This window comes from Allorhizobium pseudoryzae (assembly GCF_011046245.1).
Classification (GTDB): Bacteria; Pseudomonadota; Alphaproteobacteria; order Rhizobiales; family Rhizobiaceae; genus Neorhizobium; species Neorhizobium pseudoryzae.
In genome coordinates this window covers 2157344-2173165 of record NZ_CP049241.1, presented here as the reverse complement: position 1 = coordinate 2173165, position 15822 = coordinate 2157344, and the positions used below count along the sequence as shown (strand labels likewise).

General features: G+C 61.9%; 11 protein-coding genes. 5 read left to right on the top strand and 6 right to left on the bottom strand.

The annotated features are described in order from the left end of the window. Positions 1-33: 33 nt before the first annotated feature. From urtD to urtA, 4 genes are all read right to left on the bottom strand, one after another. Complete coding sequence (gene urtD / locus G6N78_RS10465) at positions 34-792, bottom strand: urea ABC transporter ATP-binding protein UrtD (RefSeq protein ID WP_165218116.1); 759 nt, start codon at positions 790-792, stop codon at positions 34-36. Positions 793-797: 5 nt separating this feature from the next. Further along, positions 798-1967: an urea ABC transporter permease subunit UrtC gene (gene urtC, locus G6N78_RS10460; protein ID WP_165218114.1), complete on the bottom strand. Its 1170-nt coding sequence runs from the start codon at positions 1965-1967 to the stop codon at positions 798-800. After that, entirely contained in the window at positions 1964-3568 is a 1605-nt protein-coding gene (gene urtB / locus G6N78_RS10455; protein WP_165218112.1) for an urea ABC transporter permease subunit UrtB, read from the bottom strand. Before urtB ends, urtC begins: the two co-directional genes overlap by 4 nt. Positions 3569-3739: 171 nt before the next feature. Continuing rightward, positions 3740-5029 carry an urea ABC transporter substrate-binding protein gene (gene urtA / locus G6N78_RS10450; RefSeq protein ID WP_165218110.1) on the bottom strand — a complete coding sequence of 430 codons (1290 nt, stop codon included), beginning with the start codon at positions 5027-5029 and terminating at the stop codon, positions 3740-3742. A 216-nt stretch (positions 5030-5245) separates the two neighbouring features. On the opposite strand from urtA, the gene G6N78_RS10445 reads away from it, so the two are divergent. Further along, complete coding sequence (locus tag G6N78_RS10445) at positions 5246-6907, top strand: alpha-amylase family protein (protein WP_165218108.1); 1662 nt, start codon at positions 5246-5248, stop codon at positions 6905-6907. Between the two features lie 214 nt (positions 6908-7121). Continuing rightward, a complete protein-coding gene (locus tag G6N78_RS10440) occupies positions 7122-8216 on the top strand; it encodes a 5-methyltetrahydropteroyltriglutamate--homocysteine S-methyltransferase (RefSeq protein WP_165218106.1) in 1095 nt (364 codons plus the stop codon). Between the two features lie 57 nt (positions 8217-8273). Here G6N78_RS10440 and olsC read toward each other — a convergent pair whose 3' ends face one another. Beyond that, the gene (olsC, locus tag G6N78_RS10435) at positions 8274-9092 is read right to left on the bottom strand and encodes an ornithine lipid ester-linked acyl 2-hydroxylase OlsC (protein WP_234905776.1); all 819 of its coding nucleotides are present in this window, start codon (positions 9090-9092) and stop codon (positions 8274-8276) included. 215 nt (positions 9093-9307) lie between these two features. Here olsC and G6N78_RS10430 point away from each other — a divergent pair, with 215 nt between their 5' ends. The 3 genes from G6N78_RS10430 (at position 9308) to G6N78_RS10420 (ending at position 14402) form a co-directional block, all read left to right on the top strand. Then, complete coding sequence (locus tag G6N78_RS10430; RefSeq protein ID WP_165218102.1) at positions 9308-12694, top strand: hybrid sensor histidine kinase/response regulator; 3387 nt, start codon at positions 9308-9310, stop codon at positions 12692-12694. After that, positions 12687-13613 (top strand): response regulator transcription factor, encoded by a 927-nt coding sequence (locus G6N78_RS10425; RefSeq protein WP_165218100.1) that lies wholly within the window; start codon positions 12687-12689, stop codon positions 13611-13613. The genes G6N78_RS10430 and G6N78_RS10425 overlap by 8 nt, the downstream gene beginning before the upstream one ends. Before the next feature lie 258 nt (positions 13614-13871). Then, the gene (locus G6N78_RS10420) at positions 13872-14402 is read left to right on the top strand and encodes a chemotaxis protein CheD (RefSeq protein WP_165218098.1); all 531 of its coding nucleotides are present in this window, start codon (positions 13872-13874) and stop codon (positions 14400-14402) included. 192 nt (positions 14403-14594) lie between these two features. On the opposite strand, the gene G6N78_RS10415 is transcribed toward G6N78_RS10420, so the two are convergent. Beyond that, the gene (locus G6N78_RS10415) at positions 14595-15710 is read right to left on the bottom strand and encodes a branched-chain amino acid ABC transporter substrate-binding protein (protein ID WP_165218096.1); all 1116 of its coding nucleotides are present in this window, start codon (positions 15708-15710) and stop codon (positions 14595-14597) included. Between the last annotated feature and the right edge of the window lie 112 nt (positions 15711-15822).

The following is a 15822-nucleotide window of genomic DNA, read 5'->3' as shown; positions in this document are numbered from 1 at the left end:
GTGAGGGGCAATCCACGACCAACCGGATGAACCTCACCGCCCCAGATAGTTCTCGATGACCTTCGGATCATTCGAGACGAAATCGATCGATCCTTCGGCCAGCACCGAGCCTTCCGCCAGGCAGGTCACCTTGACGCCGAGGTCGCGGATGAAGCCCATGTCGTGCTCCACCACCACCACGGACCGGCTCTTGGCGATCTCGCGCAGGAGGATCGCGGTCTCGGCCGTCTCGGCATCGGTCATGCCGGCCACCGGCTCGTCGACGAGCAGCAGCTTTGGTTCCTGGGCAAGCAGCATGCCGATTTCCAGCCACTGCTTCTGGCCATGCGACAGATTGGCGGCCAATTCATCGCGGCGATGGCCGAGGCGCACGGTGGCGAGGATCTCCTCAATACGGTCCCGGTCCTCCGCCGTCAGGCGATAGAAGAGAGTGGCAAACACGCCGCGCTTGCGGTTCAGCGCCAGCTCCAGATTGTCCCAGACGGTGTGGCTTTCAAAGACCGTCGGCTTCTGGAACTTCCGACCGATACCGAGCTGGGCAATGTCGGCCTCGTCGCGTTTCGTCAGGTCGATCTTGTCCTCGAACAAAACCGTGCCGCTGTCCGGCCGCGTCTTGCCGGTGATGATGTCCATCATCGTCGTCTTGCCGGCACCGTTCGGGCCGATGATGGCGCGCAGTTCCCCCGGCTCCACCACGAAAGAGAGCGAATTCAGCGCCTTGAACCCGTCGAAGGAGACCGAGACCCCGTCGAGATAAAGCAGCGATTTGGCCTTGCCGTCATTGACTTCCATCACTCTTACTCCGCTGCCTGGATCTGTGGGGTGGCACGGTCGTCGTTCTGGCCGGCCTCGGCCTTTGCGGCCGCCCGGGCGGCCCGGCGGCTGGCGAAAACACCCTGAACCGTGCCGACAATGCCCTTCGGCATGAACAGCGTCACGCCGATGAACAGCGCGCCGAGCGCATAGAGCCAGAACTCCGGGAAGGCGCCGGTGAAGAAGCTCTTGCCGCCATTGACCAGCACCGCGCCGATGATCGGGCCGATCAGCGTGCCGCGCCCGCCGACTGCCGTCCAGACCACCACTTCAATGGAGTTCGCCGGCGCAAACTCGCCCGGATTGATGATGCCGACCTGCGGCACGAAGAGCGCGCCGGCAATGCCCGACATCATGGCCGAGACGACGAAGGTGAAGAGTTTTATGTTTTCCACGCGGAAGCCGAGGAAGCGCACCCGGCTTTCCGCGTCGCGCACGCCAACCAGCACCTTGCCGAACTTTGAGCGGGTGATGGCCGACGCCAGCACCAGACAGAGCGACAGCATGATCGCCGAGAGTGCAAAGAGCATGGCGCGCGTGCCATCCGCCTGCACGGAAAAGCCTAGAATGTCCTTGTAGTCGGTGAGGCCGTTATTGCCGCCAAACCCCATGTCGTTGCGGAAGAAGGCGAGCATCAGCGCGTAGGTCATGGCCTGGGTGATGATCGAGAGATAAACGCCGTTGACGCGCGAGCGGAAGGCGAACCAGCCGAAGATGAAGGCGAGCAGGCCGGGCACCACCAGCACCATCAGCATGGCGAACCAGAACATGTCGAAGCCATGCCAGAACCACGGCAACTGCTTCCAGTTCAGGAAGACCATGAAATCCGGCAGGACCGGATCGCCATAGACGCCGCGCGATCCGATCTGGCGCATCAGATACATGCCCATGGCATAACCGCCGAGCGCAAAAAAGGCGCCGTGGCCGAGCGAGAGAATGCCGCAGTAACCCCAGACCAGATCGAGCGCCAGCGCGAGCAGCGCATAGCACAGATACTTGCCCATCAGTGCCATGGCATAGGTTGGGATATGCAAGGCACTGTCGGGCGACAGAAGGAGGTTGCTGGCAGGCACCAGAACGGCCACGGCAAGCAGGATGGCGACGGCCGCGACGATCCGGCCTTCGAGCGCGCGAAGAATAAAGCTGGTGATCATGCTTCGATCGCCCTTCCCTTGAGCGCGAACAGGCCGCGCGGTCTCTTCTGGATGAAGAGGATGATCAGAACGAGCACCAGGATCTTGCCGAGAACGGCACCGACCGAGGGCTCGAGGAACTTGTTGAGCACGCCAAGCGACAGCGCGCCGACCAGCGTTCCCCACAGATTGCCGACGCCACCGAAGACCACGACCATGAAGCTGTCGATGATGTAGGACTGGCCAAGGTTCGGCGAGACGTTGTCGATCTGCGAAAGTGCGACTCCGGCAATCCCGGCAATGCCGGAGCCGAGCGCGAAGGTGAAGGCATCCACCCACGGCGTGCGAATACCCATGGACGAGGCCATGCGGCGGTTCTGGGTGACGGCGCGCATCTGCAACCCGAAGGCGGAGCGCTTCATCAGCATCAGCAAGCCGACGAAGATGGTGAGCGAGAAGGCCACGATCCACAGACGGTTCCAGGTGATCTGCATCTGCCCGAGCTGGAAGGCACCGGACATCCAGGACGGATTGCCGACCTCCTGGTTCGTCGGACCGAAGATGGAGCGGACGAGTTGCTGGAGGATCAAAGAGACGCCCCAGGTCGCCAGCAGGGTCTCCAGCGGGCGCCCGTAGAGGAAGCGGATGACACCGCGCTCGATGACGAGGCCGGCGGCGGCCGTCACCAGGAAGGCGACCGGAAGCGCAATCGCCAGCGACCAGTCGAACAGGTGCGGCGCATGGGTGCGGATCGCCTCCTGCACCACGAAGGTGGAATAGGCGCCGAGCATGACCATTTCGCCATGCGCCATGTTGATGATTCCCATCACGCCGAAGGTGATGGCAAGGCCGATGGCGGCCAGCAGCAGCACCGAGCCGAGCGAAATGCCGTACCAGACGTTCTGACCCATGTCCCAGAAGGCCTGGGTGGTTTCGATCTTGGCGATCGCCGCATCCACATCCGGTTTCAGCGCGGGATCGAGCGAGGCGGATGCGGACATCAGGATGCTGATCGCGCCACGCCCGCCGAGGCTGGCAACCGTCTCGATGGCGGCGCGCTTGTCGGCGACCGGACGATCGGAAATCAGGATGGAGACGGCGCGCGCCTCTTCCATCCGCGCCTTCACCTCGCGGTCGGTCTCCTTGGCAAGGGCTGCCTCGACCAGTTCGAGGTTTTCCGCCGACGGCGAGCGTAAAACGGCATCGGCCGCCTGCAGGCGCACCGCACGATCCGGGCTCAGGAGCGTCAGGCCGCCCATGGCCGAGCGGATCACGCGGCGCAGGCTGTTGTTGATCTTGAGCTTGACCATGGCGGCTTTTGGCGCCTCGCCGGCACTTTCCCCGGTCAAGGGATCGGTGAGCGCAAAATTGGCGCCGGCGGCCTTGGTGATGAAGACGGCACCATCCGATTTGCGAGCGTAAAGATCGCCTTCGCCAAACGCATTCAGCGCCGGCACGACCCGCGGGTCGTCCGTCGCGGCGATCTGGCCGATCAGTTCTTCCGCCTGCTTGAAATCCGCTTTGCCGAGCTGGTCGATCAACGCTTTCGGATCGGACTGGGCAAGCGAGGGTGTGGCGATGGAAAGAAGGAAGAAAACGAGTGTGAAAAGTCGCGCTATCATTTGGCAGTCCCCGTCGCCCCAGGAAATCGGCGATTGCGGCGCGCTCCCTCTTCTCCCCAGCGGGGAGAAGTGCCGAGCGGATGCGAGGCGATGAGGGGGAGCCGCGAGGCTACGCCTCCCCCTCATCCGGTCCTTCGGACCACCTTCTCCCCGAGGGGGAGAAGGGGGACATCAGCTGCCCTTGCCGCCGCACTTGCCGGTGGCGACGTTGAAGTTGCCGCAGGACATCGGCTTGCGCCAATCGGAGATCAGGTCCTTCGAATCCGGCAGGTAGTCCGACCACTCGTCGCCGACGACGGACGGGGTTTGCTGCACGATTTCAAACTGGCCGTCGGCCTGGATTTCGCCGATCAGCACCGGCTTGGTGATGTGGTGGTTCGGCATGACGGTGGAAGTGCCGCCCGACAGGTTCGGAACGGAGACGCCGATGATCGAGTCGAGTACCTTGTCGGTGTCGGTCGTGCCGGCGGCTTCGACAGCCTTCACCCAGGCGTTAAAGCCGATATAGGCGGCTTCCATCGGGTCGTTCGTCACGCGCTTGTCGTTCTTGGTGAACGCGTGCCAGGTCTTGATGAACTCGGCATTGACCGGGGCATCGACGGACTGGAAGTAGTTCCAGGCGGCGAGATGGCCGACGAGCGGCGCCGTATCGAGGCCGGCGAGTTCTTCTTCACCGACGGAGAAGGCGACGACCGGGATGTCTTCGGCCTTGATGCCCTGGTTGGCGAGTTCCTTGTAGAAGGGAACGTTGGCGTCACCGTTGATGGTGGAGACGACGGCGGTCTTCTTGCCGGCCGAGCCGAACTTCTTGATGTCCGTGACGATCGTCTGCCAGTCGGAATGACCGAACGGCGTGTAGTTGATCATGATGTCCTCTTCCTTGACGCCCTTCGACATCAGGTAGGCCTTCAGGATCTTGTTGGTCGTCTGCGGATAGACGTAGTCGGTGCCGGCGAGAACCCAGCGCTGAACGCCTTCGTTGTCGGCCAGGTAATCGACGGCCGGAATGGCCTGCTGGTTCGGAGCAGCACCGGTGTAGAAGATGTTGCGCGAGGATTCTTCACCCTCGTACTGGACCGGGTAGAAGAGGATGGAGTTCAGCTCTTCGAAGACCGGCAGGACGGACTTGCGCGAGGACGACGTCCAGCAGCCGAACACGGCGGCGACCTTGTCCTGCGAAATCAGCTGGCGGGCCTTTTCGGCAAACAGCGGCCAGTCGGAGGCCGGATCGACGACGACGGCTTCGAGCTTCTTGCCGAGAACGCCGCCCTTCTTGTTCTGCTCTTCGACGAGCATCAGCATGGCATCCTTCAGCGTCGTTTCCGAAATCGCCATGGTGCCGGAGAGTGAATGCAGGACGCCGATCTTGATGGTGTCGTCTGCTGCGAATGCGCCGTGGAATGCCGTGGTGGACATGATGGCAGCGAGCATGGCGCCGCCAAGCTTGGTCTTGAAACTCATGGTGCGAACCCCTCTTCTCGTTCGTTCTGCAACGGGGCTTCAGGCGAGCCGTTAACCGTTGCTTCACGAACTATCGGCTGCTGCACCGCAAAACGGCATACGTAAAATGACGTAAGTCAGGGGGCGAAAGGGGAAGTTTTGCGCAGGCACCCGTTCATTCAAGCGGAACCGCCCGCCGGTGGCCGGAGTTGCTCCGGCGCATAGCAAGGAGCCGTCATGATCAACGACCTCTGGTACAAGAACGCCGTCATCTATTGCCTGTCCGTCGAAACCTTCCAGGATTCCAACGGCGATGGTGTCGGCGATTTTCCCGGCCTGATGCGCAGGCTCGACTATCTGCACGGCATGGGGATCGATGCCATCTGGCTGATGCCCTTCCAGGCCTCGCCCGGCAAGGATGACGGCTACGACATCTCCAATTACTACGATATCGATCCGCGCTTCGGCACGCTCGGCGATTTCGTCGAGTTTACCCACGCCGCAAAGCAGCGCGGCATCCGCGTGCTGATCGATATCGTCGTCAACCACACCTCCGACCAACACCCCTGGTTCCAGTCGGCCCGCAGCGACCCGAACTCACCCTATCGCGACTGGTATGTCTGGTCGAAGACGAAGCCGAAGGATGCGGACCAGGGTATGGTGTTTCCCGGCGTGCAGGAAAGCACCTGGACGCTGGATGACAAGGCCGGCGAGTATTACTTCCACCGCTTCTACAAATTCCAGCCGGACCTCAACACCGCCAATCCGGAGGTGCAGGCGGAAATCCTGAAGATCATGGGCTTCTGGATCCAGTTGGGTGTCAACGGCTTTCGCATGGATGCCGTGCCCTTCGTGATTGCCGACAAGGGCGCCGACGAGCAGAAGCCGCAGCAGCAATACGATCTTCTGCGCTGGTTCCGCGCCTTGCTGCAGTGGCGCAAGGGCGACGCCGTGATCCTTGCCGAAGCCAATGTGCCGCCAAAGCAGAACCTGCAATATTTCGGCGATGACGGCGACCGCATGCACATGATGTTCAATTTCCAGGTCAACCAGACGCTGTTCTACGCGCTGGCCAGCGCCGATACGAAGCCGCTCATCAAGGCGCTGGATGAGACGCGGGCGCGGCCAGACACCGCCCAATGGGGCACGTTCCTGCGCAATCACGACGAACTGGATCTCGGGCGCCTGACCGAAGCGCAACGCAAGCTGGTCTTTGATCATTTCGGGCCGGACCCCGACATGCAGCTCTACGAGCGCGGAATCCGAAGACGGCTTGCCCCGATGCTCGGCGGCGACAGGCGGCGGCTGGAACTCGCCTACAGCCTGATGCTGTCGATGCCGGGCACGCCGGTGCTGCGCTATGGCGACGAGATCGGCATGGGCGACGATCTGTCGCTTCCCGAACGCAACGGCGCCCGCACACCGATGCAATGGTCGGACGAGCCGCAGGGCGGCTTCAGCCGCAGCGACAAGACGGTGCTGCCGGTCATTTCGGAAGGACCCTACGGCTTCGCCCATGTCAATGTCGCCAGTCAGCGGCGCGACCCGAACTCCTTCCTGAACTGGACCGAGCGGATGATCCGCATGCGCCGCGAGGCGCCGGAGATCGGCTGGGGCGCCTATTCGGTGGTGGAGACGGGCGAGAAGGACGTGCTGGCGATGCGCTACGACTGGCGCAACAATTCCGTGCTTCTCCTGCACAATCTCTGCGACTACCCCCACAAGATCGCGCTTGACCTGAAGATGGGCGAGATCGGCCTGCGGCTGATCGACATCGCCGACGGCGGCCACAGCCAGGCCGAGGATGACGGGCGCCACCACATCCTGCTCGAGCCCTATGGCTACCGCTGGTACCGGATCGGCGGCCTCGACTATATCTTGCGCCGCACCGAGATCTGAGGTGCGGCAGGGCAGTCAGGCGCTGTTCAGAAGTGGATACAACCTCAAGAAGGTCTTGCATTACAACGCCAACAAGGCACTGATGGGCCTTGGGAGAGGAGGAGTTCTTGCAGCCGCAGGCTTTGCAAGATCAGCCATCGGTTGTCTTGCAGGCCGTGGCGAAGGTTCGACCCCGCCGCCGCACTATCAGAGAAAACATCCATAGGAGGATCCCATGCCCACACCGCCCTTCCGTGCCGATCACGTCGGCAGTCTGCTGCGCCCTCGCGCCATTGCCGAGGCCCGGCATGCCCATGTGCCGGCCGCCGAATTGCACGCCATCGAGGACGCCGAAATTCCGTCCCTCATCAAGATGCAGGAGGATGTCGGCCTCAAGGTGGTGACCGACGGCGAAGCCCGCCGCGCCTACTGGCATTTCGATTTCATGGGCATGCTCGACGGCATGGACATGGAGACGCGCGGAGAAGGCGTGCAGTTTCATGGCACGCAGCTCCCGCCGGTCCACCCCGTGATCAACGGCAAGCTCGGCTTTCCCGCCGATCACCCGATGCTGGGGCACTTCAAATTCGTACAGGAGCACACAAAGGTCTGCCCGAAGATCTCGATTCCGGGGCCATCCTGCGTGCACTTCCGAACCGAGCCCGTCGATGTGCGCCCGTCCGAATACAAGGACCCGGACGTGCTGTTCACCGACATTGCCGAGACCTACAAACAGGCCGTCGCCGGCTTCTACGCCGCCGGCTGCCGTTATCTCCAGATGGACGACATCTTCTTCGCCTACCTGTGCGATCCGAAGCAGCGCGACCTGCGCAAGGCTATGGGGCAGGATCCGGACTGGCTGATCGACCGCTATGCCTGGATGCTCGAGGAAGCGATCAAGGACCGTCCGTCCGACATGGTGATCGGCATGCACATGTGCCGCGGCAACTTCCGCTCCACGCATGTGGCAACCGGGGGCTACGATGCCGCAGCCGATGCGATCTTCAACAAGACCAGTGTCGATGTGTACTTCATGGAATATGACACGGAGCGCGCCGGCGGCCTGGAGCCGCTGAAGCTTCTGCCCAAGGGCAAGAAGCGGATCATGGCGGGCTTCATCACCACCAAGACGGGCGACCTGGAAAGCCTCGATTCGCTGCGCCAGCACTTCGACGATGCGTCCAAGTTCGTCGACATGGATCAGCTGGGCATTGCCCCGCAATGCGGCTTCGCCTCCACCGAGCACGGCAATGCCATCACCGAAGACGACCAGAGGCGAAAGCTCGAACTGGTGGTGAAGACCGCCGAGACGATCTGGGGCGAAGCCTGAGTTACACCGTGGCCTGCGAGCAGATCGTTCGCAGGCCACCTGAAAAGCCGAGACCGCTCAGTTCGGGCGATTTCTCAGCTTTTCCGCTTCCGCATAGAACTTCTTTTCCCATTCCTTGTGGTTATCCAGCCCCTCGCGGATGAAGGGTGTGAAAATCGCCAGGTTCATCAGGCACCAGTTGACGAAGCGGGCCGGGAACTTCAGCGGCTTGACGAAATCGACGAACATCACCACGCGGGTATGCTCCGTGTGGTTCCAGGCCTCGTGCTCGTAGGCATCGTCGAAGATCAGCACCTTGCCTTCGTCCCAGTGGCAGATCTGGTCCTTGACGCGGATGGCGAGCTTGTCGCGCGGCTCCGGCACGATGAGGCCGAGATGCAGACGCAGCACGCCGTTATAGGGGCCGCGATGGGCGGGAAGATGTTTGCCCGGTTCGAAGATCGAGAACATCACGGTCGTCAGCCCCGGGATCTTCTGGCAGGCCTTCCAGGTTTCCGGGCAGGCGGCGATGTTCTGCTCCGATTTCACCCCGAAGCCGAGCAGGAAGAAGGTCTTCCAGCCATTGTCGGTGGAGATCGTCTTCACGTCGGTCGAAATATCCTGGAAGGATGGCAGCTCGTTCTTGCGCAGCAGGATCTTGTCGAGTTCAGCGCGGATGGCCGGCGCCGCCTTTTCGATCTCGGCCGCCCAGGGAAAGGTGGCATTGTCATAGACGGGCGGATTGCCGAGCGTGGCATATTTGAAGTTCAGCTTTTCCGCCCAGGCGACGATGCCCATGAAAAAGCGGGTGATGCGGCTGGGGCGCTCCATGGGCTGGATGCCCTCGGTCCCAAAAGTCTGTTCAGTCGTTGAAATGCTGGCTTGAGACGGTTTCACGGGAGATCACACACAAGGAAGGTTGACGGGAGACCGGGACTCATCGGGGCAATGAGCCGGCTGTGGAACGATTTGCACCTCTGAGATTGGCGCAATTGCGGCGGCGTGCAAGGTCCGGCGACACATTTGTGACGAACCGCAATCCGCTTGCAAAATCGTGCTGAACCCTGGAGAGTGCACAATCGATCAGCATGCACAAAAGGGCAGCATGGCGCATGGCAGCGCGGCAACGCATCATTCCCGTCCGGCGTGAATATAACCGCTGGGTCGCAAACCAGACGCTGGAAGATTATGCGCTGCGGTTTACCGCCAAAAGCGCCCGCCGTTTCTCCTCCAACCGCATTTCGCACACCGCGATCGGCGCGATTTCCTTCCTGGCGCTGGAGGCGATCGGTGGCGCGATCACCCTCTCCTACGGCACGACGAACGCCTTCTTTGCGATCCTGACGGCCGCCGTCGCCATGCTGATCGTCGGCCTGCCGATCAGCCGTTATGCCATCCGCCACGGGGTGGATATCGATCTCCTCACCCGCGGCGCAAGTTTTGGTTATATCGGCTCGACCCTCACCTCGCTGATCTATGCGAGCTTCACCTTCATGCTGTTTGCGATCGAGGCCTCGATCATGACGGCAGCGCTGGAGCTCGCGCTCGGCATCCCGCCCTGGCTCGGCTACATGATCAGCGCCGTGGTGGTCATCCCACTCGTGATCTACGGCGTACAGCTGATTTCCCGTTTCCAACTGATGACGCAGCCCTTCTGGATCGTCCTCAACGTCCTGCCCTTCGTCTTCATCGCCTTCGTCGATTGGGAAAAGTTCGACCTCTGGCGCAGCTTTGCCGGCATCAACCATTCGAATGCCCATGCCGGACAGGCCGCCCCCTTCAACATCGTGGAATTCGGCGCCGCCTCGGCGGTCATCCTGGCGCTGATGCCGCAGATCGGCGAGCAGGTGGATTTTCTGCGCTTCCTGCCGCCGGAAGGGCAACAGAAATGGCGCCACCGCTTCGCCGTCTTCCTCGCTGGTCCCGGCTGGGTGGTGGTGGGCGTGCCGAAACTGCTGGCGGGCTCCTTTTTGGCCGTGCTGACGCTCTCGATGGGCGTGCCGGCCCGCGAGGCCGCCGATCCCGCCCACATGTATCTCGCCGCCTTCGGCTACATGATCCCGAACGAGACCGCGGCGCTTCTGTTGATGGCCGCCTTCGTCGTCGTCTCGCAGCTGAAGATCAACGTGATGAACGCCTATGCGGGGTCGCTTGCCTGGTCGAACTTCTTCTCGCGGCTCACCCACAGCCATCCGGGCCGGGTCGTCTGGCTGATCTTCAACGTAGCGATTGCGCTGCTCTTAATGGAGCTCGGCATCTACCGGCTGCTGGAAGCGACGCTCGGAATCTTCTCCATCATCGCCATGGCCTGGCTCTGCACCATCTCGGCGGATCTCTTCATCAACAAGCCGCTCGGCCTCTCGCCCCCCGGCATCGAGTTCAAGCGCGCCCATCTCTACGACCTGAACCCAGTCGGCCTCGGTTCGATGTTCGGATCGGCGGCGATTGCCCTCACCGCGCATTTCGGCGCCTTCGGGCCGCTGATGGCCTCCCTCTCCACCTATCTGACGCTGTCTGCCTTCCTGCTGTCGCCGCTGATCGCCTGGGGCACCAAGGGAAAATTCTATCTGGCGCGCAAACCGCGCTACGCCTGGAAGAACCAGACCTCGATCACCTGCTCCATCTGCGAACACCCGTTCGAGCCGGAGGACATGGCCTGGTGCCCCGCCTATGCGGCGCCCATCTGTTCGCTCTGCTGTTCGCTGGACAGCCGCTGCCACGACATGTGCAAACCAAAGGCGCAGATGAAGGCGCAGATCGGCAGCGTCGCCCGCTCCTTCCTCTCCGATAGCATCGTCGAGCGGCTGATGACCCGGCTGGGTCGTTACGCGCTGACCGCCGTCATCTCGGTGTCCCTGATCGGCGGCATTCTGGCGATGATCGCCTATCATGTCGGTGAGGCCGCCCCCGCCAATGCCGAGGTGATCTACGGCACGGTGCTGATCGTGTTTTTCGTCTTCGCCATCATCGCCGGCATCGTTTCCTGGTTCTATGTGCTTGCCCATGACAGCCGGGTGGTGGCGGAAGAGGAATCCTCCCGCCAGAACACCCTGCTCTTGAAGGAAATCGCTGCGCACAAAAAGACGGATGCAGCGCTCCAGAAGGCGAAGGAGGTGGCGGAAGCCGCCAACCGCGCGAAAAGCCGCTACGTGGTGGGATTGAGCCACGAATTGCGCACACCGCTGAACGCCGTTCTGGGCTACGCGCAGATCCTTGAACGCGACGACAGCATTCCCACGCCCCGTCAGTCGGCAATCAAGGTCATCAAACGCTCTGCCGACCATCTGTCAGGCCTGATCGACGGATTGCTGGATATCTCCAAGATCGAGGCTGGCAAGCTGCAGGTCTATTCGAACGAGATCAACATCCACGATTTCCTCGACCAGATCATCGAGATGGTCCGCCCGCAGGCGCAGGCGAAGGGGCTGGATTTCATCCACGAGCGCGCCCGCAACCTGCCGCATTATGTCCGAAGCGACGAAAAGCGGGTGCGGCAGATCCTCGTCAACCTGCTGTCGAACGCCATCAAGTTCACCGAAACCGGCAGTGTCCGCTTCAAGGTGGATTACCGCAGCCAGGTCGCAACCTTCACCATCGCCGATACCGGTTGTGGCATTGCGGACAAGGATCTGTCGCGGATCTTCGAACCCTTCCAGCGCGGCGAGGCCGACAACGTGCGACCGATGCCGGGCTTAGGCCTCGGCCTCACCATCACCCGGCTCCTGACCAATACGATGGGCGGCGAGATCTCCGTCGAAAGCCGCAAGGATGAAGGCTCCACCTTCAAGGTGCGCCTGCTTCTGTCCGCCATCGACCGCGCCAACACCCTGCCGGCGGCGGAGAAGAAGATCATTTCCTACACCGGCGCGCGGCGCACCATCGTCGTGGTGGACGACAACGAGGACCACCGCGACCTGATGCGCGAGGTACTGGTGCCGATGGATTTCGTCGTGCTGACGGCCAAGGACGGGCCGGACTGCCTGACGCTGATCGAGGGGCTGAAGCCGGACCTTTTCCTCGTCGATATCCGCATGCCCGGCATGAACGGCTGGCAGCTGGTCGAAAAGCTGCGCGAAGGCGGTCAAACGGCGCCGATCCTGATGCTGTCCGCCAATATCGGCGATGGTGCCTCCACCGTGCGCGCCGGCGATGGGCACAACGACACGCTGGCGAAACCCGTCGATATCCGCCAGCTCTCCGACAAGCTTGCCGTGCATCTGGGCCTCTCCTGGATCCACGAGGGGGAGCGGGTGCCGGATGTGCCCGGTGCCAAGCCGGTCGTCATCAGCCCCGGTCAGCGCCACCTGCAGGACCTGATCGAGCTTGGCGAGATCGGTTACATCCGCGGCATTGAGGCAAAGCTGGCGGAAATCTCCCGCGAGCCGGCGCACCGCCCGTTTGCGGAAGAAGCGGGCCACTATGTTCAAGCCTTTGACCTGACAGGCTATAGGACATTCCTCAACCGATTCACTGAGGAGAGGATCACCGGCGATGTCTGACCTGGCCAAGCCCCGCGACATCGTTCTTCTGGTCGATGACAGCCCCGAAGCGCTGGGCTTCCTTACGGAGGCTCTGGAGGCCTCCGGCTTTTCGGTGCTGATCGCAACGTCGGGCCAGTCGGCGCTCAACATCGTTGACCGCATTACGCCGGACCTCATCCTGCTCGATGCCGTGATGCCGTCGATGGACGGGTTCACCACCTGCCGGCGGCTGAAGGCGAATTCCGCCGTCTCGCAGGTGCCGGTGATCTTCATGACCGGCCTGACCGAGACCGAGCACGTGGTGCATGCGCTCGAATCCGGCGGCGTCGATTATCTGACGAAGCCGATCAACATCGACGAGTTGCGCGCCCGCATCCGCGTGCATCTGACCAATGCCCGTTCCGCCCAGAGCGCCCGCGTGGCACTCGATGCCGCCGGCCGGCATCTGCTGGCCGTCAAGGGCAATGGTGGGCTGCACTGGTCCACCCCGCAGGCAACCCGGCTGATCAACTCGGCGATCGGCCGCGATGACGGGCTCGATCTCGTCGTCCGCCAGATCGCCGCTTGGATGGTCGAACGCGACCGGCCAGGATTTTCCCGCGATGCCGCCTTTTCCTTCCAGCAGGAAGGTGTGGAAACGAGCCTGCAATTCGCCTATCTCGGCGCGATCGGCCCGGACGAATATCTCTTCCGCGTCACCGGTGCGAGCGGGCGGCCCGGCGACGCTGTGCTGCGCGAGCATTTTGCCCTGACGACCCGCGAATCCGAAGTCCTGCTCTGGATCGCCAAGGGCAAGTCGAACAAGGATATCGGCGATATCCTCGGCCTCTCCTCGCGCACGGTGAACAAGCACCTCGAGCAGATCTATGTGAAGCTCGGCGTGGAAAACCGGGCCTCCGCCGCCGTCAAGGCGGCCAATGTGCTGCACGAGGTGTGACGGCACCTAACCAAACTGGCGCGGACCGTGACACCCACTTTGGTTGCGCACGCCATACCGGATGCAACATACAACCGGGGCATGCCAGCTTCGATCCTGTTAACCAGACCACAGGAATTGCCTCCAGAAAACTGGTAGGCAGATCTTCTCCGTTTCTTAAGTTTGCAGATCTACTATAAATATCTGAGAATATACAGATATGTACGGCATCCCCAGATTGCCGAAGACGTCTTATGAACGCAGAGAGTAGAACAATACGTGAGTCAGAACCTTGACGGCTTGGAGGTCACCCACATCATTGGCGGTCAATGTCTGGTGACGCGTGATCCTGACAGAATTTTCAGCACCGTGCTCGGCTCCTGCGTCAGCGCCTGCATTTACGATCCTCTCGCCGGGATCGGCGGCATGAACCATTTTGTCCTGCCACGCGGCGGGGACAAGGCCCCCGTGACGCAGAAATACCGCTACGGCGACATCGCCATGGCAAGCCTGGTGGACAGCCTGTGTCGCAACGGCGCGCGCGCCGAAAGGCTGGTGGCCAAACTTTATGGCGGCCGCCTCAGGGACGATAGTGGCGGCGATCCAGGCGCACTCAACGCCGAATATGCCAAACACTTCCTGCGCATGCACCGGATCAAGTTGATCGAGGCCAGCCTGGGTGGTCAGGTTGCGCGATGGGTGACATTCCATCCCACGACCGGCAAAACGACTTTTCGCGAAACGAATGACATCATTCGTCTGCCGACCCCCGCTACGCGACGAGCCACGGCGACGCGTCGGGCAAGTTGAGACGGGCTCAAGCCCGCGACGCGGTTCCTCCCGGCAGTCGCCGGTGCTGGAGTGCTTGTGGTCTTAGCGCCGCAGACGAAAATCGACTGGCCGTCCTTGGTCATGAAGCAGTACCGGCGGCAGCCGATAAAAAAGGAGCCCGGCACGATACCGGGCTCCCTCACAGTTTGATCCTGAAGATCCGGACGGATCTTACATCTGGAAGTAGCTGTACTTGCCGTCAGCGCCCTTCTTCCACTCGTACATGACATAGTCCGGACGGGTGATGTCGCCCTTCTTGTCAAAGCCGATGTCGCCGATGGCCGTCTTGAACGGACCCTTGGCCTTCATGGCTTCAGCGACCTTCTGCGGGTCGTTGGAACCGGCAGCCTTGGCGGCGTCAGCGAAGATCTGCATCGCGGCATAGGAGTAGAGCGTGTAGGCTTCCGGCTCGAAGCCCGACTTGCGGAACTTCTCGACGAGGTCCTTGGCATTCGGGTTCTGGCGCGGATCCGGCGGGAAGGTCATCAGCGTGCCGTTGACGGCGTCGCCAGCGATGGAGGCCAGTTCGTTCGAGGTGATGCCGTCGCCCGACATCAGCGGAGCCTTGACGCCCTGGTCGGCCATCTGACGCATCAGGAGACCGGCTTCGGTGTGCAGACCGCCGAAGTAGACAACGCCAACGCCGGCGTTCTTCATCTTGGAAATGAGGGCCGAGAAGTCCTTGTCGCCAACGGTGATGCCTTCGTAGATGACTTCCTTGACGCCAAGGGCGTTCATCGCCTTCTTCGTTTCGTCAGCAAGGCCCTGGCCGTAGGTGGTCTTGTCGTGAACGACGGCAACCGGAACGCCCTTGAACTTTTCAGCGATATACTGGCCGGCGACAGCGCCCTGCTGGTCGTCACGGCCGCAGGTGCGGAAGGTGTTCCACAGGCCGCGATCGGTGAACTTCGGGTTGGTGGAAGCCGGCGTGATCTGCACGATGCCGTTTTCGGCATAGACGTCCGATGCCGGGATCGAAACCGACGAGTTGAAGTGACCGACGACGAACTTGACGCCGTCAGCGACGAACTTGTTGGCAACGGATACGCCCTGCTTCGGGTCGGATACGTCGTCGCCGAGCACGATCTTGATCTTTTCGCCGTTGATGCCGCCAGCGGCATTGATGTCGGCTGCAGCCTGCTCCGCACCCTTCTGAAGCTGTGCACCGAAGGCTGCGTTCGGGCCGGTCAGCGGACCGGCGACGCCGACCAGGATGTCGGCCCAGGCAGTGCCGCTGAACGCCATGACGGCGGTCAGCGCGACTGCTGAGAGAAGAGACTTCTTCATAATGTTACTCCCAGTTTTTTGAGCGGGTCGGTGTAAAGACCGACGCAAGACCCACCACCCTTGCGCCGGTAACTGGTTCCCTTTGCTGGGCAAAAGCCCAATCGGATTGGTT